This window comes from Nonomuraea sp. NPDC047897 (genome assembly GCF_043204415.1).
Taxonomy (GTDB): Bacteria; Actinomycetota; Actinomycetes; order Streptosporangiales; family Streptosporangiaceae; genus Nonomuraea.
Window position 1 is genome coordinate 84732 of the sequence record NZ_JBIDCC010000020.1, and the last position, 19584, is coordinate 104315.

The following is a 19584-nucleotide window of genomic DNA, read 5'->3' on the forward strand; positions in this document are numbered from 1 at the left end:
GTGACGTGCGGCCGTGCCGCCGGGTTGGTGATCTTCCGAGTGGACCGGTCCTGTGGGCACGGCCGGAGAGGCCTCGGGGCGGGTCTGAGGTCGCACTGCCGGATCGATGTGCCGCGTGCGTGGAGGCGTGCCCGTTCGGGTGCCTGCACGGGGCGCGGGTGATGCCACCACGTGGGACGGCGTCGGAGTGGTGCGGTGCCGGAAGGCGGCGAGCAGGAGGGGGCATCGGCCGGTCACGATCACGTGCCGGGCAGGCCGAAGGGAACCGGGTCGGCCGATGATGCTTCCGGTGTCAGACGGCTAGATCTCTGTCAGGTCCAGATCACGCCCCGCACCATGGCTGCTCCTTTCCGGCACGGCCTGCTCGCGGAGTGAGCGGCCTCTTCTCGTCGACCACGGACGCGAGTGGTCTCGTTGCTCAACGTAGCGGTTCCCGTCGCGCGGCGCACACTCCGCAATTATTGTGTTACATATCGTCAGTCAGGGAGGAGACGTGATGGCGGCCTCTGGTCACCCTCCGATCACGCCTCGCGACGGTACGTCAACACTGGTGAGCAGGTGGCCGCTCCTGGGCCAGCGCCGCTCCTTGGTGGCCTACCTCGTGGGGCTCGTAGTCGTCGATCTCATCGCGATCGTGGCGTTCGCGATGACCACCCCGTTCCGCTGGGCGGACGTGCTGACGTTCGCCGCACTCATGGGCTGTGGCGTGGCATGCATCGAGGCGACCAGGCGGCTGGGGGTTCCCGCGGGGGTCTCCCGCGACCTCCTGTCGGCCTGGTGGCTGCCGGTGGCGCTGCTGTTGCCGCCGGTCTACGCGTTGTTCGCGCCGATCGTGCTCCAGGTCCTGGCGCAGTGGCGGGTGCGCGCCACCGTGCTCCACCGCCGGGTCGTCACCGCCGCTGCCATCGGGCTGGCGGGGTGTGCGGCGTCGGTGGTGTTCCACTGGTTCGTCTCCGGCCCGGCGGAGCTGTCGCGGGGCGAATGCGGCACGATCGCGCTGGCGGTGGCGGCGGCGCTGGTGTTCGCGGTGGTCAACACGGCGCTCATCGCCATCGCCGCGCACACCGCCGACCCCGAGGTCCCGTGGCGCGACGTCCTGTGGGACAGGGAGAGCGTCCTGCTCGACGTCGTCGAGCTGTGCCTCGGCGTCATCGTGGCCGTCGCCACGAGCCTGAGCCTCACCCTGCTCATCATCGCCCTGCCGCCGGTCGTCCTGCTCCAGCGCAGTCTCCTGCACGCGCAGCTGCAGGCGGCCGCCCGCACCGATCCCAAGACGGGCCTGCTCAACGCGGCGGCGTGGCAGCGGGAGGCCGACACCGAGATCGTCCGCGCTCGTCGCACCGGTGAGACGCTCGCGCTGCTCATCATCGACATCGACCACTTCAAACGGGTCAACGACCGCCACGGTCATCTCGTCGGCGACCAGGTGCTGGCCGGGGTCGCCACGACGCTGCGCAGCCAGTTGCGTGACTACGACGTCGTGGGCCGGTTCGGGGGAGAGGAGTTCGTGGTCCTGCTGCCGGGCGCCGACCTGCACGAAGCGCGTCAGGTCGCCGAACGGCTGCGCAACCGCATCGCCCGCACGGCCGTCACCGCCGACGACGCCCTCGTCACGGTCACCATCTCGGCCGGCGTCGCCATCATGAGCGTTCACGGCGACGACCTCATCGAGCTGCTGGCCGCCGCCGACCTCGCCCTCTACCGGGCCAAGGAACTCGGCCGCGACCGCATCTGCATCCCCGCCGTACAACCTCCGCCCCCGCAGATCCCCGAATCGCCCCCCGCCGCCTGACCGTCCCTGCTCGTTCCGCGCCGTCCCTGCTCGTTCCGCGCCGTCCCTGCTCGTTCCGCGCCGTCCCTGCTCGTTCCGCGCCGTGGCCGGCCCGTACACGCCGGTCCGCGGTGGTCACCCCCAGCCTTTCGCTCCTACTCCGCCGCGACTCGGTCGCCACCCCCCAGCCTTTCGCTCCTACTCCGCCGCGATTTGGTCGTCACCCGCAGTCTTTCGCTCCCACCCCGCCGCGACTCGGCCGCCACCCTGGCTCCCGCCCCGTCTGCGGCTCGACTGCGCCGTGCACTCGGTTTCGGGGGCGGCGCCTTCCGGTACGGAGGGGCGGGCCCACCCGAGGGGCGTGTGGGCCGCCGCGCCGGCGGCGTCCGGCCGGTGGAGGGCGGCGTACCCGATCGCCACAAGTCCGTATCGGGTCACGGCCATGCGCGGGCGCGTGGGACGGGGCGGCGGAAGCCCGCTGGGGAGCCCCTAAGCTAGATGGCATGCCGGAGTACATCTACACGCTGCAGCGCGTGCGCAAGGCGCATGGCGACAAGGTTGTCCTTGACGACGTCACGTTGTCGTTCCTGCCAGGCGTCAAGATCGGCGTCCTGGGGCCCAACGGCACCGGCAAGTCGACGCTGCTCCGGATGATGGCCGGCCTGGAGCAGCCGTCCAACGGTGAGGCGAAGCTCATGCCGGGCTTCAGCGTCGGCATGCTCCAGCAGGAGCCCCCGCTCAACGAGGAGAAGACCGTCCTCGGCAACGTGCAGGAGGGCGTCGCCGAGACGATGGCGATGCTCGACCGCTACAACGCGATCGCCGAGCAGATGGCCACCGACTACAGTGACGAGCTGCTGGCGGAGATGGGCAAGCTGCAGGACCAGCTTGAGCACCGCAACGCGTGGGATCTCGACAGCCAGCTGGAGCAGGCGATGGACGCGCTGCGCTGCCCGCCGCCCGACGCTGACGTGACCAAGCTGTCCGGCGGTGAGCGCCGCCGGGTCGCGCTGTGCAAGCTGCTGCTCGAGGCGCCCGACCTGCTGCTGCTCGACGAGCCCACCAACCACCTCGACGCCGAGAGCGTGCAGTGGCTGGAGCAGCACCTGGAGAAGTACGCCGGCACCGTGCTGGCGGTCACCCACGACCGCTACTTCCTGGACAACGTGGCCACCTGGATCCTTGAGCTGGACCGTGGCCGCGCCTACCCCTATGAGGGCAACTACTCCACCTACCTTGAGGCCAAGGCCCAGCGGCTCAAGGTCGAGGGCCAGAAGGACGTCAAGCGCAAGAAGCGCCTGGAGGACGAGCTGGAGTGGGTCCGCTCCAACCCGAAGGCCCGCCAGACCAAGAGCAAGGCCCGGCTCCAGCGCTACGAGGAGATGGCCGCCGAGGCCGACAAGTATCGCAAGCTCGACTTCGAGGAGATCCAGATCCCGCCGGGCCCGCGCCTGGGCACCACGGTGATCAAGGCCGAAGACCTCACCAAGGGCTTCGACGACCGGCTGCTCATGGAGAAGCTGACGTTCGACCTGCCGCGCAACGGCATCGTCGGCGTCATCGGCCCCAACGGCGTCGGCAAGACCACGCTGTTCCGCATGATCACCGGCAGTGAGACGCCCGACAACGGCTCCATCGTCGTGGGCGACACCGTCAAGATCTCCTACGCCGACCAGTCGCGTGGCGGCATCGACCCCAACAAGAACGTCTGGGAGGTCGTCTCCGACGGGCTCGACCACATCAAGGTCGGCAACGTCGAGATGCCGTCCCGCGCCTACATCGCGGCGTTCGGCTTCAAGGGGCCCGACCAGCAGAAGAAGGCCGGGGTCCTGTCGGGCGGCGAGCGTAACCGGCTCAACCTGGCGCTCACCCTCAAGCAGGGCGGCAACGTGCTGCTGCTCGACGAGCCCACCAACGACCTCGACACCGAGACCCTGTCGTCGCTGGAGAACGCCCTGCTCGACTTCCCGGGCTGCGCGGTCATCACCTCGCACGACCGGTGGTTCCTCGACCGCATCGCCACCCACATCCTGGCGTGGGAAGAGGGCTCCAACTGGTTCTGGTTCGAGGGCAACTTCGCCGACTACGAGAAGAACAAGATCGAGCGCCTGGGCGCCGACGCGGCCCGTCCGCACCGGGTCACCTACCGCAAGCTGCACCGCAGCTGACGGTTCTGCCCCGGCCCTGCCCGGGCTCGTGACCGCCGTGCGATGGCGAGGACGTGTTCGTCCGCCCGCACGGCGGTGGCGGGGCCCGGGGACGGCGAGGCGGGGGCCTGCCGGTGGGGCAGGGCGGGGCGGCGGGTAGCGTGGCGCCCGTGGTGCAGAACTCCCTCGCCCAACGGCACGTCTTCCCCCGCATGGTGCGGTTCGCGGACATCGACTCGCTCGGGCACGTCAACAACGTCCGCTTCTTCGACTACCTGGAGGACGCGCGCCTCGGCATGCTCCATATCGATCCGTACAAGGCCGGCGACGCCCCTTTCAAGGGCTTCGTCATCGCCCGGCACGAGATCGACTACCGGCGTCCGCTGAGTTTCCGCGCCGACCCGGTGCGCGTGGAGACCTGGGTGACCGAGGTGCGGCCCGTCAGGTTCACGCTGCGGTACGAGATCCGGGACGACGACGAGGTGTTCGTGACCGCCACCTCGATCGTCGTGGCGTACGACGTGGAGCGCGGCGCCCCGCGCAGGCTGACCGGGGACGAGGTCGCCTACCTCAAGCGTTTTCTCGTCCCCGCCTGATCCCGCGCGCATGAAGCGCTGGGTGATGCTGGGCCTGGGCGTCCACGCGCACGCCGGTGTCACGCTCGGCCTGTTCGGGCTGCCGCTGGTGCTGCCGGACGTCCAGCGGTTCTTCGGGGTGTCGCTCCCCGTGGCCGGGCTCATCGTGACCGCCCCCGCCGTCGGGGTCCTGTTCGCCCTCGTGCCGTGGGGCGTGCTGGCCGACCGGCGCGGGGAACGGCTCGTGCTGGGCGTGGGCGTGGGGCTGGCGGCGGTGTTCCTCGCGGGGGCGGCCGTGGTCGGCGAGCTCTGGGCGGTGATGGCGCTGCTGGCGCTCGCCGGGGCGGCCGGCTCAGCGGCGATGGTGGGTGGCGGGCGGATCGTGCTGCGCTGGTTCGAGCCGCCGGAACGCGGTGTCGCCATGGGTGTGCGGCAGGTCTCCTACACGCTCGGCATGGCCGTGGCCGCTTTCGTGCTGCCGCCGGTCTCGCGTGGGTACGGGCTGCGGGGCGTGCTCGTCGTGTGCGCCGTGGTGAGCCTGCTCGCCGCGCTGCTGGCGGGCTTGTTCCTGGCGGGGCCGCCGCGCCGGGTCGCCCGCGCCGGTGCGGTGGCTGCCCCCGTCTCGCCGTACCGGCAGGCGGCGCTGTGGCGAGTGCACGCCACCAGCGCGTTGCAGCAGGTCCCGCAGGCCGTGGTCGGCACGTACGGGGTGATGTGCCTGGTCGAGGTGTACGGGTGGGACGGCGTGCGGGCGGGACAGTTGTTCGGCGTGGCCGCGGTCGGCGGGGCGGTGGTGCGCGTCGCGGTGGGCCGCTGGTCCGACCGGAGCGGGCTGCGCATGGCGCCGCTGCGCCGCCTCACCTGCTGCGCCGTGGTGGTGCTCGCGCTGCTGGTGGCCGGTGCCGTCACCGGGTCGTGGTTCGGCCCGGTGATGCTGGCGTCGGCGGCGGTCATCACCGTGGCGGGCAACGGGCTGGCCTACCTGGCGGCGGGGGAACTGGCCGGGCCGGGGTGGGCGGGGCGGGTGCTCGGCACGCACAACACGGTGCAGAACGTCGTCGCGCTGGTCGTGGCGCCCCTGGCGGGCCTGTTGATCGCCGAGGTGGGGTACTGGGCGGGGTTCGCCGCCGGGCTGCTGTTCGCGCTGCTGTCGCTGCCGGTCGTCCCGGTGCGGGGTGAACGTGCCGCGCACCGGTCCTGAGGGCGGCCGTGGCGCGGTCGGCCGCCCCGGACCGGGCACGGCGCGCGGTCAGGCGTGCAGCCAGGCCGCCGTGTCCGGAGGCAGGAGACGGTCCTCCGGCAGGTGGCCGCTCGCCAGCAGGACCCGGTCGTGGGGCGGCAGCGGCACCTGCTCCGTGCCGCAGTTGAGCACGCACACCATCGGCCCGCGGGCGAAGAACAGCGTGTCGGCGGTGGAGTCGAGCCACTCGATGGTGTGCGGGGTCTCCGCCACCAGTTCCCGCCGCAGGGCCAGCGACCGGCGGTAGAACTCCAGCGTCGAATGCGGATCCCCGTCCTGCGCCGCCACGCTCAGCGCCCCGAACGAGTCCGGCTGCGGCAGCCACGGCAGCACCTCGTCGGGGGAGAACCCGTACGACGCCCCGTCGGCCGTCCACGGCAGCGGCACCCGGCACCCGTCGCGTCCCGGCATCTCGCCGCCGGTCTGGAAGAAGACGGGGTCCTGCCGCGCCTCCGGGGGAAGATCCTTCACCTCGGGGAGTCCTAGTTCCTCCCCCTGGTAGAGATATGCACTACCGGGGAGTGCCAGCATCGTGAGCAATGCGGCCTTCGCCCGCGCGAGCCCGGTGCCGGGGTCGGCCGTCTCGTAGCGGGTGCGGTGCCGTACGACGTCGTGGTTGGACAGCACCCACGTGGCGTACGGCACGGTGGCCAGCGTGTCGTCGATGACCTTGCGGAAGGCGGTGGCGGACCACGGGGCCTGCAGCCAGGCGAAGTTGAAGCTCTGGTGCAGCTCGTCCGGCCGGACGTAGCGCGCGAGGTCCGCCGGGTCGTCGGTCCAGACCTCGCCGACGGCCATCCGCTCGCCCGGATAGGTGTCGAGCAGCGCGCGCCATCGGCGGTACACCTCGTGCACCTCCGGCTGGCCCCACACCGGCGACTTCGACTGGAACGACTGGTCCTCGACGTCCGGGAGCCCCTCGGCCTTGTACAGGCCCATGGCGACGTCGATGCGGAAGCCGTCGACGCCCCGGTCGAGCCAGAACCGCAGCACATCGAGGAACTCGGCGTGCACCTCGGGGTTGCGCCAGTTGAAGTCGGGCTGGTCGGGGGCGAACAGGTGGAGGTACCACTGCCCGTCGGCCACCTGGGTCCAGGCGGGGCCGCCGAACGTGGACTGCCAGTTGTTGGGCCGTTCGGGCGAGGAACGGAAGACGTAGCGATCACGGTGCTCGCCGCGCAGCGCCTCCTTGAACCACGGGTGCTCGGCGGAGCTGTGGTTGGGCACGATGTCGACGACCACTCTCAGCCCGTGCTCGTGGGCGTCGGCGACCAGCGCCTCGAAGTCGCCGAGCGAGCCGAACAGCGGGTCCACCCCGCGGTAGTCGGCCACGTCGTAGCCGCCGTCGGCCATGGGGGAGGGGTAGAAGGGCGTCAACCAGAGGGCGTCGACGCCCAGCCGCCGCAGATACGGCAGGCGTTGCCGGATCCCGGCGAGGTCGCCGACGCCGTCCCCGGAGGCGTCGGCGAAGCTGCGTACATAGATCTCGTAGACGACGGCGTCACGCCACCAAGGGATAGCCATGGGGCGGTCATGCCCGCTAGGAGGGCGAGTTCACCAGACTGTGGGCGGCGTAGACGAGATAGTCCCACAACCGCTTCTCCTGGTCCTCGGGCAGGCCGAGGGAGTCGACGCCGTCGCGCATGTGCCTGAGCCAGGCGTCGCGCTCGGCCTCGCCGATGACGAACGGCACGTGCCGCATGCGCAGCCTGGGGTGGCCGCGTTCCTGGCTGTAGGTGTTGGGGCCGCCCCAGTACTGGACGAGGAAGCCCCGCAGCCGGTCTTCCGCGCCCGTGAGATCCTCCTCGGGGTAGAGGGGGCGCAGCAGCGGGTCCTGGGCGACCCCCTCGTAGAAGCGGCGCACGAGGCGCCGGAAGGTCTCCTCGCCCCCGACGGCTTCGTAAAAGGACGTTTCAGTCACTGTCCAAGCCTATGCGCTGGGCACCATGGCGATGTCCGCGGCGTCGAGGGCGGTCTTGACCCGCAGGCGTAGTTCGCGGGCGACGTCCGCCTGCTTGGTGGGCAGCGTCTTGGCGGTGATCCGGAAGACCAGGCTGCTGTCGGAGAGCTGCTCGACGCCGAACACCGTGGGCCGCTCGACGATCGACGTCTCGCGGAACTCGGGGTCGTCCCAGATCTCCTTGGCCACCCGCTCCAGCAGGTCGCGCACGGCGGTGACGTCGGTGTCGTAGCCGACGGGGACGTCGACGTAGGCGCGCGACCAGCCCTGCGACTCGTTGCCGACGCGGGTGATGGTGCCGTTGCGCACGTACCAGACCCGGCCGTCGGCGTCGCGCAGCCGGGTGATCCGCAGGGTCACGGCCTCGACCGTGCCGACGGCGGCGCCCGCGTCGATCACGTCGCCCACGCCGTACTGGTCCTCCAGCAGCATGAACATGCCGGCGATGAAGTCCTTGACCAGCTCCTGCGCGCCGAAGCCGATCGCGACGCCGAGGATGCCGACGCTGGTCAGCACGGGGGCGATGGGGATGGTCAGCCGGTCGAGCACGGTCAGGATCGTGGTGCCGAGGATGACGATGGAGGCGATGTGCTTGAGCACCGACCCCATGGTCTCGGCGCGTTGCTTGCGCCGCTCGTGCAGCAGGGCGTCGATGCCGTCGGTGACCGAGCCGCGGCGGAAGCGGGTGGCGATCGGGCCGCCGACGGCGGCGCGGTTGACCACCCGGGTGATCAGCCGGTGCGCGATGTTGCGGATGACGACGCCGAGAAGCAGGATCAGCGCGATCGTGATGGCGCTCGCGACGATCGGGGCCCACACGGCCCCGTCGAAGAGGCCCGCGACCGTGGCACAGATGAAGCCGTCGCCCTGACACGCGTTGGCGATGTCGGAGCCGACCTTGTCGAGGCTGGGCAGCAGCGACTCGGTCGAGCTGGGAGCCGGGGAGGGCGATGATGCTGGTGTGGCCAGCGTGAACACGGAGCGGATCCCCCTTTGTGGGAAGCGGTTCGGTCGGCGGGTCCCTGGACCGTTTCGATCCAAAAGATACCGCCGACCGAACCGGCCGCCGTCACATCACGCCGGGGAAGACGGGGTCATCAGGGCCCGAGGCCGCGGAAGGGCGAGACCTGACGCTCCGGTGACGTGCGGCTCGGCCGGGACGGGCACCCGGAAGCCGGTCCCGTGCCGTTTCCCGGGAGCTTCCTCCCGGACACCCCCCGGTGTGACCCGGAGGGCGGCTCTGTGGCGCGCGCGGGGCCCGGGGCCCTGCGCGCCGATCGACTACGCTCCGTGACGTTGTGGAGCGCGCCGCTGGGTGGTGCGGAACCGGCGGGACGGCCAGGGCTCCTGCGTGCAGGGTGACCCTCCGCACCGGCCGTCCCGCCGGCTCCGTGAGGCCGCCGTGGGCGCGGTGAGCCGCGGTGGCTGCGCTCCACCCGGTTCACCGCCCGCGTCACTTCGCCACGGCGGCGAGCACTCGGGCGACCTTGGTCGCCGCGCCCGCCGGGTCGTCGGCGGCGTGCATCGGCTCGCCCCACGACCAGCAGTAATGCCAGTCGGCCAGGTCGGCGACCGTGGTGGGTCGGCAGGTGACGTTCTCCGTCAGGCTGGTCGCCTCCGGGTTGATCACCCGGACGAACAGCCGCCCGGTCTGGGTGCGGACCACTCGTGCGAGCAACCCACGAGCGTCGAGCTCCGACACCAGACGCTCCAGGTGCTCGAAGTTGTCGTCCCCCACCTTCGGTCCCTCCCTCGCATCGTTGCTGGTGGGCCAAAGATGACTCAAGTCGGCCGGTTACGCAACGAGGCCTCCGCGCTCACGGGGAGTCGCTTCTCCCTCGTGGGTATTAAGAAACAGTCCGCTGGAGGACGATCCTCAACCGTAAGCTTCAAGACGACGTTTTCTTACCGTCCACAGTGGTCCATAGTGTTTGCTAGGCGGAGTGCGACCTGGAGGCTACGATCCGTAATCATCCGCGGATCGTACGGGACATGTGTGAGAGGGGCCGGGATGTCCGGCAGACAGCACAGGGAAACGGAGATGGCACGGCGGATCCGAGCCAAGGGGCTCGCCGTCGGTCAAACCGCTGCCCAGATCGCTGAAGAGATTCACGAAGCCTGCGGGCCACAGTTCGGCACCACCAAGATCAAGAGCCATCGCCTGTCGCACGGCATCGCGCTGGCCGACGTCATCGAGCAGGTGCGCGCCCTGTTCGACCGGGACGCCAAACCGCCGCCCGGCATCGGCGAGACCCTGCTGTCGGCCTACGAGAGCGGGCTCAAGCGACCCGGACCCGAATACCTCCACTATCTGTGCACGGTCTACCGGGTCGAGCCGGTCGCGCTCGGCTACGACGGGCCGTGCATCTGTGGCCACGGCCACCGCATGCCGGGTCCGCCGGGCGACGAGCCGGGCGAGCCGGCCGCGACGGCCGCCGGCCGTGCCCGCCAGGCCCCCCAGCCGCCGCCCCGCGAGGAGCCCCGGCCGGACGACCAGGAGGACGAGAACATCCTCCGCCGCACGCTGCTCCACCTCCTCAACGGCCACTCCGCCAAGAAGCTCGACGGGCCGGTGCTCGGCGCCATCGAAGGGATCAGGCGGCGCATGGACGAGACACTGGTGTCGTCCACCGTCTCCTATGCGATCCTCGACCAGTGGGAGGAGGCGACCGTGGCCTTCGGTCGGCAGTACACGACCACGGCTCCCCTTCGCCTGCTCTGCGACGTCGTGCTGGAGCTCAGCGCCGTGCGCAGCGCCATGTCGCACCGCCAGCCCATCGACCTGCAGGACCGGCTGTGCCGGATGGCCGCCCAGCTCGCCGGGCTGAGCGGCATGATCCTGATCAATCTGGGCGACCACCGCCTGGCCCGCTCGTTCTTCCGCACCGGCCGGGTGGCGGCCGACGAGACCGGCGACCGGGCCCTGCGCGCGTGGGTGATCGCCCGGGAGTCGCTCGTCCCGCTCTACTACGGCGACGCCCGCGAGGCGCTCAACCTCGCCAAGAAGAGCCGCGACCTGGCCGGGCACACGCCGTGCGCGGCCCAGGCGATGGCGCCGGTCGTCGAGGCCCGGGCGCTGGCCATGCTGTCGAGCGCCGAGAACAAGAAAGAAGTCGTCGACCAGGCCAAGCGCGCGCTGGCCCGGGCCCGCACCGCCTTCTCGCACATCAAGGGCGAGGAACGCGAGGACATGGCCTTCGGCTACACCGAGCGGCAGCTCTACTTCTACCAGGGTGACGTGCTGACGAAGCTGGGCCAGACGGTCGAGGCCGAGGTGGTGTTGGACCAGGCGCTCGACAAGTACCAGGACCACATCCTCGACCAGACGCTGATCCGGCTCGACCTGGCCCAGTGCCGGCTCATCGAGGGCGAGCTGTCCGAGGCGCTCGACGTCGCGACCGAGGCGCTGCGGCTGCTCGGCCCCGAATACCTGACCGACTTCATCCTGCGTCCCGCTGTCGCCCTGGAGCAGGCGATCGCCAAGCGGGAGCCCGGCCATCCGGGTCTGGCGGCCTACCGGGCCCTGCTGAAGCAGCCGATCATGAGCGAAGGGAATGGCGGTGCATGAAGCTCCAGATCCGGCGTTACCGTTGGTCCGACCTCGACACGATCCTGGCCCTGCACCAGATCTGCCTCGCCGGGGTCGGCCTGTTTCCCGGCGACGGGGTCTACTACGACGACGACTTCCCGCGCATCCAGGAGCTCTATCTCGCCTGCGGCGGTGACTTCCTCGTCGGCGAGCTCGACGGCCGTGTCGTCGCGATGGGCGGGCTCAAGCCCGTCGACTCCGACACGGTCGAGGTGTGCCGGTTGCGTGTCCACCCCGACCACCAGCGCCGGGGCCACGGCGCCACGATGCTCGCCGCCCTGGAGGCGCGGGCGGTGCAGCTCGGTTTCCGCAGCCTGCGCGGCGACACCACCCAGCGCCAGGAGGCCGCCCTGGCGCTGTACGAGCGGCACCGGTGGCGGGAGGTCTGCCGGGAGCAGGTCGGCGACCTCACCGTGATCTACATGGAGAAGCGGCTGGTGCCCGTCGCCACCACCTGACGTCCCGCCGACCCCGCCACCGGTTACGCTCCGTAGTGGCGGGGTTCGTGCTGAGATGGTCCTCCGGCGCCCGCCGGCCGGTTCGCCGACGACCCGGCTCCGCGCCAAACCCCCTGCGGATAAGGATGTTCGGGCCTCCGGGTGAGGCTCTTCACTCCCGGTGGTAGAGGAACCTCACCGGCTGCTGGCTGTACATCCACGGCTGCGTTATGTAGTGACATGCTGTTGGCCATGGCAGTCGTGGCCGCTCCCCGCCCCCTTCTGGGAGCCGTGCTTCTGTTGTTCGTCAGCGCCGCTTGGGGGTCGGCGTTCCCGCTGATGAAGGATCTCATTCTCCGGTTACCCGTCGAGGACCTGCTCGCCGAGCGCTACACTCTGGCGGCGCTGACGCTGCTCCTCATCCGCCCGCGTTGCCTTCGGGGGCTGTCCCGCCGGACCTGGGGCCAGGGGGCGCTGCTGGGGGCCATGTTCGGGGTCGGCCAGGCGGGTCAGGCCGTCGCGCTGGCCAGCCTTCCGTCGGCGGTGTCGGGGTTCGCCGTCGGGTGCAGCGTGGTCATCACGCCGATCCTCGCGCTGGTGCTCTTCCGGGCGAAGGTGCCGACACGGGTGTGGGCGGGCGTCGCGCTCGCCATGGCGGGGATGACCGTCTTCACCCTGCTGCAGGGAGTCGGGGACGAGCGGGTGTCGCTCGTCGCGCTGGGGGTGACGCTCGTCGCCGCGGCGCTGTACGCCGGGCACACGCTCCTGCTGGCCCGGTTGTCGCGCAGCCGGGAGGGGTTCCCCGCCTACGCGCTGACCGTCATCCAGCTCGCCACCATCGGCGGCCTGACGGGGGTGCTCGCCGTGCGTGACGGGGTCACGCTGCCGGCCACATTGCCCGACTGGGGGATCCTCACGCACCTGTCAGTCGTGTCGTGCGCCCTGGGCTTCCTGGCCCGCTCGTACGGCCAGGCGCACGTGGCGGCGGTGCCCAGCGCGGTGCTGATGTCGTCCCAGCCGCTCTGGGTCGCGGCCATCGCGGTCGTCTGGTTCGCCGAGCCGGTGAGCATGGGGATGGTCGTGGGCGGTGCGTTCATGGCGGTGGCGATGCTGCTGGCCGTGCCGTCCCGCACGCCAGCGGTCGCGCCGGTCGCGGGGCCGCCGCGCGAGCGCACGCTGCTGGAGGTGTCCCGTCAGGCGTCGAGGCGGCTGGCGGACCTCAAGGTCAAACGCCCGGCCTCGGACAGACCCGCCGACGTTCCCGTCATCTCGAAGGCCGCCTGCGCGAACGGGGGGACGTGCCCGCTCAGCACGCACTCCGCCAAGGGCAGCGGCCAGCCCAGCCTCGACCGGCTGATCGAGCGGGCCACGCTCATCGTCCGTGCCCGCAACCTGCCCGGGCCGGGCTGCTGCCGGTCGGTCACCCTCGTCGGGCGCTGTCTCTGCGCCCTGATGGAATCAGCGGAACAGGACGGTGAGACGGCCCGGCCGTCATGGTTTCGGCCTGGTTAGGCCTGGCGGCCCCGAGACAATTCGGCGCTTCTTATGGCCGGGTATCCCGGTTGTTCGACCGAAAACTTGATAAACATTCAAACGTCGAATAATGGTGGACTAACCGTGTTCGGAGGGGGACACCATGAAGCGCATCGTCGTGCGTAAACCAGGCACCGCACAGCTCACCGGGACGGCCAGCGTCATCCACAAGGGATGAGCCGGGGCCGCCGGACCCATCTCCGGTCACCGGGCGCTCCGCCCGACCCGATGGGGGCCGCGCGGCCGCTGATGCCGACGATCGACGGGCACCGACGACCGCACGGTCCCTACACCGTGGCTTCCGCCCTGCTGCACCGGCTCGTGCCGGAGGCTTTGGAACGTTCCCCCGAGCTGGTGGCCGCCCACGACATCGAGATCAGGGCGGTCGCGCCGGGGCTGGCCGCGCTCGTGCCGGCCAGGCGGGAGACCGTGGACGCCCGTCTGACCGACGAGGAACGGATCCTCGTTCCCGCGCCCCGCCGCACGCTGCGGCTGGCCAACGGCATCACGGAGTTCGTCCGGGAGGCGGTGCCGCTCGGCATGACGCTCGTGGTGGGCAACGCCGCGCGGGCCGACCCCACCGACGTCGAGTTGCTCGACGTGATGACCCGCCGGATCTCCCCGGACGTGCTGGAGATCGCCGTCTACGCCGGCGGCCCCGAACCTCCGCCGGACCGGCGTGGCCCCGAGGAGCTGTGGCGGGCCGTTGACCGATGCCTGCGCGAGGGGTTCCTGCACGCCGTAGCCGAGCTGGGGGCACGCGGGATGACCGGCACCGAGCCGGGCGGCGAGCCGTGGTGGCGGTTCGCCCAGCGCACCGCGACGGCGCTCGGCGGGCTCGGGAGGGTGGACGAGGCGCGCCGGGTGTGGACGCGGGCGCGCCGGGCGAGCCAGGACCCGGCCGTGCACGCGGCCTGCGCGTACGGCCTGGCGATGCTCGACGCCCGGCACCGCGACCCAGCCCGGCGCGACCTGGCCGCGGCCAGAGAGTGGATCAACACGGCGATCGCCATCTCGACGCTGCTGCCCGACCCGTACGACAGGGCCTTCAAGCTCGGCTTCGACCGCAACGGCCTGGCGCTGGTCGAGCTGCGCGAAGGGCGGCCGAAGGCGGCCCTCGCCCTCGTCGACTCGGCTCTCGACCTGGCCCGCGAGCTGGGCGAGCGGCATCCCGTGCACCGGATGGTGCTGCGGGCCAACCGGGCCCGGCTGCTGGCGGTGCTCGGCCGTGCCAAGGAGGCGCTGGCCGACTACGGTGCGGCCATCGCGCTCGACCCCGACTTCCCCGACTACTACCTCGACCGGGGCAACCTGCTGGCCAGGCTGGGACACCAGGATGAGGCGCTGGCCGACTACGAGAGCGCGATGCGGGTCAGCCCGCCGCTGCCCGAGGCGCACTACAACCGCGCCGAACTGCGGATCGCCCGCGGCGATCTCGACGGCGCCCTGGCTGACCTCGGGCGGGTGATCGACCTCGACCCGTCCTGCCTCGACGCCTACATCAACCGGGCCGGGCTGCTGGCCGGTCTGGAGCGCGACGAGGAGGCGTGGCGCGACGTCGCTGCCGGGCTCGCGCTCGCCCCCGGCAACCCCCACCTGCTGGCGGTGCTGGGCCAACTGGAGACCGCGGCCGGGCGGCTGGCCGAGGCGCGCCGCGCCCTGGACCGGGCCGTCGAGGCGGCTCCGTGGCTGGCGTCGGCCTGGGGCAACCGGGGGGTGCTGCGGTTCGAGGCGGGCGACCCGGAGGGGGCGGTCGAGGACCTGTCGCAGGCCATCGGCCTCGAACCGCAGCCCGACCTGTACGCCAACCGGGCCGTCGCGTTACGTGCCCTCGGCCGGGAGGCGGAGGCGGCGGCGGACGAGGAGCGGGCCAGCTGACCCCGCCCGGAGGCGGAGGCGGACGAGGTGCGGCCCGCTGATCACGCCCGGAGGGGATGAGGTGCCACGTGACCTCCTCCCCTCCGTGACGGCCGTCAGGTCAGGCGGCGCCGGAGGAAGGACTCGAAGCTCAGGAGTGCCGGGTGCTCCTTGCGCAGCGTGTCCAGATCGGCCTGGTAGCCGCTCTCCCGGAACCACTCGTACATCCGTTCCCCGCCCGTGGGCTGCGGCTCGAAGCGGCTGGGCGTGCCGGTGACCCGCTCGTACGCCGCGGCGATCTCGGCCCCGGTGAGCGCGTCGCCGGCGATCTCCACCTGCCTGCCGATCCACCGCCGCGGGTCGTCGAAGGCCTCGGCCGCGAAGTGGCCGATGTCCTCGGCGGCGATGAGCTGCATGCGCTGCCCGGGGGTGAAGGGCAGGGCGATCACCCGTTCGCCGCCGGGCGGATCGGCGTAGGCGAGGAGGTTCGTCATGAAGAACACCGGCCGCAGGATCGTCGCCGGCAGGCGCAGGCCGGCGATGTGCCGCTCGACGGCGGCCTTGGACGCGAAGTGGCCGATGCCGGTGTCGCGCTCGGCGCCGCCCACCGAGGAGTAGACCAGGTGCGCCACGTGCAGCTCGCCCGCCAGGTCGGCCAGCGTGACGCCCTGCCGCACCTCCCTGGCCAGCTCCTCCTCGGTCCAGGCGAACGGCTGGACGCTGAAGACGCCGTGCACGCCCGTCATGGCGGCGCGCACGGAGGAGGGGTCGTCCAGGTCGCCCCGGTGCAGGGTCGCGCCGAGCTCCGCCAGCGCGCGGGCGGCGGCCGAGTCCGGATCGCGGACCAGGGCGCGGACGGCCCAGCCGCGGTCGAGCAGCGCGCGGGAGACCGCGCCGCCCTGGTTGCCCGTCGCGCCGGTGACCAGGATCGTCCTGGCCCGGGCGGGCAGCAGCAGCGACTTGCCGGTGACCGTGCGCGACTCGATCGCCGCGTGCGCCTCCGCGGCCGACTCCAGCGGGAACACGCCGCCGATCGTCGGGCGCAGCCGGCCCGCCGCGGCCAGCTCCAGCGCCTCCTGGGCCAGGTCGCGCGGATCCGTCTCCGGCCAGCCGACCTGCGTGACCCGAGGATCCGCCGTGGTCATCGCGCCGCCCGCCATGCCGTACGAGCTGAGCCGGCCGCCGTCGCGCAGCAGCGTCTGCGCGGCCGTGCCGATGGAGCCGCCCACCCCGTCGAAGACCACGTCCACGGGGCCGCCGACGGCGGCGCGCACCTGGTCGGTCCAGTCGGGGTCGGTGTAGTCGACGGTCAGCTCCGCGCCCAGCGACGCGGCGTGGCGGCGTTTGGCGGCGCTGCTCGCCGCGCCCACCACGCGTGCCCCGGCGGCGGAGGCGAGCTGGACGAGCAGCCCGCCGACGCCGCCGCCCGCCGCCTCGACCAGCACCCATTCGCCCGGGCGCGGCGCGGCGGCGCGCGCGAGGCCGACCGCGGTCCGGCCGTCGGCCAGCAATGTCACCGCCTCCTCCAGGGGCAGCCCGTCGGGAACCGGGATGAGCCGGTCGGCCGCCGCCACCGCCAGCTCGGCGTAGCCGCCGGTGCCGTCCAGCGTGCTCACCACCCGCGTGCCGGTCAGGGTCTCGTCCACGCCCTCGCCGACGGCCAGCACGGGGCCGCCGACGCCGTTGCCGAGCACGGCGGGCAGCTCGACGCGGCGCGGGCCGCGGTCGGCCCGTAGCTGCGTCTCGACGAACGTGATGCCGGCCACCGCCACCTCGATGAGCACCTGCCCCGGGCCCGGCACGGGGTCGGGTAGCTCCTCGACGGCCAGTGAGTCCGGCCCGCCGTACTCCCGCAACACCACTGCGCGCATGACGCCTCCTCATTATCGGAGCGCTTCGCTCCGATAGTTAGGCTATACCGGAGCATTCCGCTCCGCAATATGCTGGGTCCATGGGCACGGGCAGGCGGGGCAGGCAGGCCGAGGCGGCGCGCAACGACGTGCGGCTGCTGGAGGCTGCCCACGAGGTGTTCACCACCCAGGGCTTCGACGCGCCGGTGTCGGCCATCGCCAAGGCGGCGGGCGTCGGCATGGGCAGCCTCTACCGGCGCTACCGCACCAAGGAGGAGCTCCTGCAGCGCCTGTGCGTCGTCGCCATGGAGCGCGTCGTGGCGGCGGCGGAGGAGGCGCTGGCCTGCGACGACCCCTGGGAGGGATTGACGCGTTACGTCCGGGCGTGCGTCGGCAACCGGGCCGGGGCGCTCGCCCCGGTGGCGGGCACCATCGAGGTCACCGACGAGATGTGGCGCACGTCCCGCCGGGCCACCGAACTGGCCGACAGGGTCGTCGCCCGGGCGCACGAGGCGGGGGTGCTGCGCGGCGACATGACCACGCTGGACGTGTCGCTGCTGATGGAGCAGTTCAGCCGGCCCGCCCCCGGCCCGCCCAGCCCCTACCACCAGCGGGCCAGGGAACGGCTGCTGACCGTCGCCCTCGACGGGCTGCGCGCCCCTGGCGCCACCCCGCTGCCCGGCGAACCGCCCACCGCCGAATGGTACGAAGGCCGCTGGGAGCCCGGCCCGTAGGGCTACGGTTGGACCCGTGGGTTTCGACGAACTGTTCAGCGACCTGCGGCCGGGCGCCACCGCCCAGGTCGCCGGCATCGGGCGCGGCTACAGCGGGCCGCCGGCCCGCTCGGTGACCGTCACCTCTGGCCTGACCCGGCTGCGGTGCGCCTCGCTGCTCAAACCGCTGTACGCCTGGGCGGCCGCCGCCCACGTCGCCGACGCCGGGCGCTGGCGGCGGCACGCCGAGCCGGCCGTGGTGGTCTCCTCCAACGCCGACACACTCGCGCTGTGGCTCTCCGTCGGGCCCCGCGTCCTCCTCGACGACCTGCGCCGGCGCACCGGCGTGCGATGGGCGCCGCCGAACGGCGACCCGTCCCGGTTCGGCTCCGTCGAGGTGACGGCGGCCGAGGTCGCCACCGCCTACGCCGTGTTCGCCCAGGCGGCGCTCGCCGGCGACCCGGTGGCCGACGAGGTCATGGGCTGGATGCGCCGGGTGGGCCCCGACCAGGCGTTCGGCGTGCGGGAGGCGCTGGCCGCCCCGGACGCCGCGGTCAAGTGCGGCTGGTACGGCGGAGCGGACGAGGCGTGCCTGCGTACGCACGCGGTGGCCGTGCTGCCCCGGGGCGGCCGGGTCGGCGTCCTGGTCGGCCTGACCGCCCAGCCGTACACCGACGAGCGCGACCGGGAGGTCTACCAGGCCAGGGTCGCGGAGGGCCTGCCGGTCGAGGACGACCACGAGAAGGCGGGCGGAGCGCTGCTGCGCGGCCTGCTGCGCACCGCCCTGGCGGAACTGGGCTTTCACCGGGGCTGACGTCGCCCCCAGTCGGTCGCTCAGTCGGTCGCTCAGCCGGTCGCTCAGTCGGTCGCTCAGTCGGTCGCGCAGCCTCGCGCCGACGCGAGCCCTGTCGCGCGTGTTCTGTTCGGCTGCGGACGGGCGGCGGAGTAGCGTTTCCTGTCAGTCCAACAGTCTCTAGGCGGAAGGCCCGGCCGTGGATATCGGACATGTCGGCGTTTGGCATCCCCTGCTCAACACAGCTCCCGTCGCGGCCGCCCGTACGGCGGCCATGGAGATCGAACGGCTGGGCTACAGGTCGATCTGGGTGCACGAGGGACCGGGCAGCGGCGAGCCGCTCGTGAGCGCCGCGCTGCTGCTGGCGGCCACGGCCCGCATCGCCGTCGGCACGGGCATCGCCAACCTGTGGGCGCGCGACGCCACGGCCATGGCGGCGGGGGCCGAGACGCTGGGCGACGCCTTTCCCGGCCGGTTCCTGCTGGGCGTGGGGGTGAGCCACGCGCCGCTGGTGGCCGTCCGCGGCCACGACTTCGGCCGGCCGCTGGCCGCGATGCGCTCCTACCTCGAGGCCATGGACGAGGCCGCGCCCCTGCTGCCCCGGACCGGGGTGCCGAGGATCCTGGCCGCGCTCCGGCCGCGGATGCTGGAGCTCGCCCGCGACCGGGCCGACGGGGCCCACAGCTATCTCGTGCCGCCCGAGCACACCGCCCGCGCCCGTGCGATCCTCGGCCCCGACCGGCTGCTCATCCCCGAACAGGCGGTGGTCCTCGAGACCGACCCGGCGCGCGCCCGAGCCGCCGCCCGCGCCCACATGGCGACCTACCTGACCCTGCCCAACTACGTCAACAACCTGCGCGAGCTGGGCTTCACCGACGGTGACTTCGCCGACGGGGGCAGTGACCGGCTCGCCGACGCGCTCGTGGCCTGGGGCGATCCCGCGGCCGTGGCGGGGCGGGTGCGCGACCACCTCGACGCCGGGGCGGACCATGTGGCGCTCCAGCCGCTCGGCGCCGAGGGCCCCGACCTCGCCGCCGCCCTCACCCAGCTCCGCGCCCTCGCCCCCGACCTCGGCGTACGGCCCACCACCCCCTGACCCGGCCCGGTCTGTGCAGGTCC

The 19584-nt window shown here is 72.3% G+C and carries 16 protein-coding genes; 11 read left to right on the forward strand and 5 right to left on the reverse strand.

Annotated elements, in window-relative coordinates:
- The first annotated feature begins 550 nt into the window (after window positions 1–550).
- The 4 genes from ACGF0J_RS34130 to ACGF0J_RS34145 all read left to right on the forward strand — a co-directional run bounded on the left by ACGF0J_RS34130 (window position 551) and on the right by ACGF0J_RS34145 (window position 5694).
- Complete coding sequence (locus ACGF0J_RS34130) at window positions 551–1792, forward strand: GGDEF domain-containing protein (protein WP_393152672.1); 1242 nt, start codon at window positions 551–553, stop codon at window positions 1790–1792.
- A 482-nt stretch (window positions 1793–2274) separates the two neighbouring features.
- Window positions 2275–3939, forward strand: coding sequence for an energy-dependent translational throttle protein EttA (gene ettA / locus ACGF0J_RS34135; protein ID WP_393152674.1), 1665 nt, complete (start codon window positions 2275–2277; stop codon window positions 3937–3939).
- Between the two features lie 191 nt (window positions 3940–4130).
- Window positions 4131–4514, forward strand: coding sequence for an acyl-CoA thioesterase (locus tag ACGF0J_RS34140; RefSeq protein ID WP_393152740.1), 384 nt, complete (start codon window positions 4131–4133; stop codon window positions 4512–4514).
- A gap of 10 nt (window positions 4515–4524) precedes the next feature.
- Window positions 4525–5694: an MFS transporter gene (locus ACGF0J_RS34145; protein ID WP_393152676.1), complete on the forward strand. Its 1170-nt coding sequence runs from the start codon at window positions 4525–4527 to the stop codon at window positions 5692–5694.
- A gap of 48 nt (window positions 5695–5742) precedes the next feature.
- On the opposite strand, the gene ACGF0J_RS34150 is transcribed toward ACGF0J_RS34145, so the two are convergent.
- The 4 genes from ACGF0J_RS34150 to ACGF0J_RS34165 form a co-directional block, all read right to left on the reverse strand.
- A complete protein-coding gene (locus ACGF0J_RS34150; RefSeq protein ID WP_393152678.1) occupies window positions 5743–7257 on the reverse strand; it encodes an alpha-amylase family glycosyl hydrolase in 1515 nt (504 codons plus the stop codon).
- 16 nt (window positions 7258–7273) lie between these two features.
- Complete coding sequence (locus ACGF0J_RS34155; protein ID WP_393152680.1) at window positions 7274–7654, reverse strand: globin; 381 nt, start codon at window positions 7652–7654, stop codon at window positions 7274–7276.
- Window positions 7655–7663: 9 nt separating this feature from the next.
- On the reverse strand, window positions 7664–8671 hold the full coding sequence (locus tag ACGF0J_RS34160; RefSeq protein WP_393152682.1) for a mechanosensitive ion channel family protein: 1008 nt from the start codon (window positions 8669–8671) through the stop codon (window positions 7664–7666).
- A gap of 475 nt (window positions 8672–9146) precedes the next feature.
- Window positions 9147–9431, reverse strand: a complete 285-nt coding sequence (locus tag ACGF0J_RS34165; protein WP_393152684.1) for a hypothetical protein — start codon at window positions 9429–9431, stop codon at window positions 9147–9149.
- 273 nt (window positions 9432–9704) lie between these two features.
- Between ACGF0J_RS34165 and ACGF0J_RS34170 the strand changes: the two genes are divergently transcribed.
- The 4 genes from ACGF0J_RS34170 (at window position 9705) to ACGF0J_RS34185 (ending at window position 15130) form a co-directional block, all read left to right on the forward strand.
- On the forward strand, window positions 9705–11261 hold the full coding sequence (locus ACGF0J_RS34170) for an XRE family transcriptional regulator (protein ID WP_393152686.1): 1557 nt from the start codon (window positions 9705–9707) through the stop codon (window positions 11259–11261).
- Window positions 11258–11740, forward strand: coding sequence for a GNAT family N-acetyltransferase (locus tag ACGF0J_RS34175; protein WP_393152688.1), 483 nt, complete (start codon window positions 11258–11260; stop codon window positions 11738–11740). Before ACGF0J_RS34170 ends, ACGF0J_RS34175 begins: the two co-directional genes overlap by 4 nt.
- A gap of 270 nt (window positions 11741–12010) precedes the next feature.
- Window positions 12011–13231 (forward strand): DMT family transporter, encoded by a 1221-nt coding sequence (locus tag ACGF0J_RS34180; RefSeq protein WP_393152690.1) that lies wholly within the window; start codon window positions 12011–12013, stop codon window positions 13229–13231.
- A gap of 315 nt (window positions 13232–13546) precedes the next feature.
- Window positions 13547–15130, forward strand: coding sequence for a tetratricopeptide repeat protein (locus ACGF0J_RS34185; RefSeq protein WP_393152692.1), 1584 nt, complete (start codon window positions 13547–13549; stop codon window positions 15128–15130).
- Between the two features lie 95 nt (window positions 15131–15225).
- Here ACGF0J_RS34185 and ACGF0J_RS34190 read toward each other — a convergent pair whose 3' ends face one another.
- Window positions 15226–16980, reverse strand: a complete 1755-nt coding sequence (locus ACGF0J_RS34190; protein ID WP_393152694.1) for an NmrA family NAD(P)-binding protein — start codon at window positions 16978–16980, stop codon at window positions 15226–15228.
- A gap of 80 nt (window positions 16981–17060) precedes the next feature.
- On the opposite strand from ACGF0J_RS34190, the gene ACGF0J_RS34195 reads away from it, so the two are divergent.
- The 3 genes from ACGF0J_RS34195 (at window position 17061) to ACGF0J_RS34205 (ending at window position 19561) form a co-directional block, all read left to right on the forward strand.
- Window positions 17061–17693 carry a TetR/AcrR family transcriptional regulator gene (locus tag ACGF0J_RS34195; RefSeq protein WP_393152696.1) on the forward strand — a complete coding sequence of 211 codons (633 nt, stop codon included), beginning with the start codon at window positions 17061–17063 and terminating at the stop codon, window positions 17691–17693.
- A 16-nt stretch (window positions 17694–17709) separates the two neighbouring features.
- The gene (locus tag ACGF0J_RS34200; RefSeq protein WP_393152698.1) at window positions 17710–18486 is read left to right on the forward strand and encodes a hypothetical protein; all 777 of its coding nucleotides are present in this window, start codon (window positions 17710–17712) and stop codon (window positions 18484–18486) included.
- 178 nt (window positions 18487–18664) lie between these two features.
- Window positions 18665–19561: a TIGR03620 family F420-dependent LLM class oxidoreductase gene (locus ACGF0J_RS34205; protein WP_393152700.1), complete on the forward strand. Its 897-nt coding sequence runs from the start codon at window positions 18665–18667 to the stop codon at window positions 19559–19561.
- Window positions 19562–19584 lie beyond the last annotated feature (23 nt).

Excerpts from the sequence above, each read along its gene's own strand:
- ACGF0J_RS34140 (WP_393152740.1), top strand. The coding sequence starts at position 4,131 with ATGGTGCGGTTCGCGGACATCGACTCGCTCGGGCACGTCAACAACGTC.
- ACGF0J_RS34175 (WP_393152688.1), top strand. The coding sequence starts at position 11,258 with ATGAAGCTCCAGATCCGGCGTTACCGTTGGTCCGACCTCGACACGATC.
- ACGF0J_RS34170 (WP_393152686.1), top strand. The coding sequence starts at position 9,705 with ATGTCCGGCAGACAGCACAGGGAAACGGAGATGGCACGGCGGATCCGA.
- ACGF0J_RS34145 (WP_393152676.1), top strand. The coding sequence starts at position 4,525 with ATGAAGCGCTGGGTGATGCTGGGCCTGGGCGTCCACGCGCACGCCGGT.
- ettA (WP_393152674.1), top strand. The coding sequence starts at position 2,275 with ATGCCGGAGTACATCTACACGCTGCAGCGCGTGCGCAAGGCGCATGGC.
- ACGF0J_RS34195 (WP_393152696.1), top strand. The coding sequence starts at position 17,061 with ATGGGCACGGGCAGGCGGGGCAGGCAGGCCGAGGCGGCGCGCAACGAC.
- ACGF0J_RS34150 (WP_393152678.1), bottom strand. The coding sequence starts at position 7,257 with ATGGCTATCCCTTGGTGGCGTGACGCCGTCGTCTACGAGATCTATGTA.
- ACGF0J_RS34190 (WP_393152694.1), bottom strand. The coding sequence starts at position 16,980 with ATGCGCGCAGTGGTGTTGCGGGAGTACGGCGGGCCGGACTCACTGGCC.